A 1,612-nucleotide genomic window follows, 5' to 3' on the forward strand; every position below is an offset into this window, starting at 1 on the left:
AGATTTTAAGGGTGGCAAAATTAGGCAAAAAGTTGAATCAAAATCTATGGCAAAAAATGAACATTTACGTTCTGTATTTGACTGGATTCAAATTCAGTTTGATAAGACTGAATTTTCGCCAAGAGAAATAATCGAAGACATTCTATTTCTTGACTATGACCTATTTATTGAGAATAAAGGGAGCCTTAAATACTATAACTATGATAGCCAGCTTCATCATGGGAATATCCGTATCTACTATGGAGCGAAAGAGTCGTCCTACATGCTTGTCATGTCAGGACAGGCACTCGAGTTCTTTAGAGATATGGTATTAGATCCAAATAGTCTGTCCGAAAGACAGTTTCTGAACAACCTCTACTACAATTACAATCAGTTTTCAATAAGACGAATTGATGTTGCAATAGATGATTTTAATGAAACACCCTATTTCACTCCTAATCAGCTTCTAAAGATTTGTCAGAAGAAACGCTTTATATATGGAAAAAGCACTTACTACAATACCTACGGAGATGAAACAATCGGCCAAACCTTATATTTGAGAAAACCCAATGATGATGAAAGACTTAGAATTTACGATAAACGCTTAGAACGAGCTGAGAAGCTCGGCATCAGCAAGCGTTATATAGAAAATTGGATAAGAACGGAGTTAGAACTTAGGAAAGAAAAAGCTCACTACTTCATTCAAGAATGGTTGCATTCAGAAATAGATCTTCTCAACTTTACCAAGGGATATCTCAAAGAAAAAGTGAGATTCTATAGTGATAGCTATTTCTCAAAACCTTTGAGATCTTGGGAAAAGTTTTTAGGTCACTCAAAACCTGTCTCTATCATTATTTCAAAACCAAAAACAGAACTAGAACAAAAATTAGAATGGTTTACCTATAAAGGTTCTGGAGCTATTCTAAGAGCGTATAAATTTCTATACGACAATAACTTACTGCATGAGTATGAGAAATCAAACTATCTCGCACTCAACAATATGGAATATCCACCAGATTTAGCAAGTGGATTAATAGAAAGGGCAATTCTCTTTAAAAGAGAGGATTTAATCCCTACAATCAAAGAAAATATCAAAAGGAGAAATTAACTATGGCAAAAATGCTTTCACAAAATGACTGGAATTTTAATAACATTGGAACAAAATTTGAATTGGATGAAGTTATTCCAAAATTTGAAACGGAAGTCCGAGCAGATGTAAACGGAGAAATTATCAAAAACCGAGATGGTAGCGAAAGACGTTTTAATACCGATAAAATCATCGGTTGGAAATACAATGTAACAATCAAGGATGGACAATTCAAAAAGAAATCAACCCAAGTCTCAGTAGATAATCCAGAAGCTTTAGTCGATAATGACTATATCCAAGCAATGGATCAAGTACCAGTCACATTTGACAATTTACAAGCCACTATGATTAGTTCAACGATGTATTACAAGGCGGATGCTATCCATTTAGTAGATGTAAAACAAAAATAAGTATTAGACAAGGGGAGTTAATCCTCCCCTTACTTAATCTAATCAGAAAAGGAGATCACATGATTAAAACTGTAACAAAAGATGACCTTATCGAACTTGGATTTGCTCCAGGAACTGCAAGAAAGATTATCCATAC

At 34.2% G+C, this 1,612-nt stretch carries 3 protein-coding genes; all 3 read left to right on the top strand.

Translation table 11 applies throughout. The annotated features are described in order from the left end of the window. Window positions 1–1,087 (top strand): replication initiation factor domain-containing protein (locus ADM33_RS05965; RefSeq protein WP_049503751.1); only part of this gene is annotated, 1,087 nt, incomplete at its 5' end. Window positions 1,088–1,089: 2 nt separating this feature from the next. Continuing rightward, on the top strand, window positions 1,090–1,476 hold the full coding sequence (locus ADM33_RS05970) for a hypothetical protein (RefSeq protein ID WP_049486503.1): 387 nt from the start codon (window positions 1,090–1,092) through the stop codon (window positions 1,474–1,476). A gap of 59 nt (window positions 1,477–1,535) precedes the next feature. After that, the coding region (locus ADM33_RS10880; RefSeq protein WP_152906810.1) for a DUF3173 family protein at window positions 1,536–1,612 on the top strand (77 nt) is incomplete at its 3' end.

Source organism: Streptococcus oralis (genome assembly GCF_001075875.1).
Classification (GTDB): Bacteria; Bacillota; Bacilli; order Lactobacillales; family Streptococcaceae; genus Streptococcus; species Streptococcus oralis_I.

Coding starts and splice junctions, on each gene's coding strand:
- ADM33_RS05970 (WP_049486503.1), top strand. CDS start 1,090: ATGGCAAAAATGCTTTCACAAAATGACTGGAATTTTAATAACATTGGA.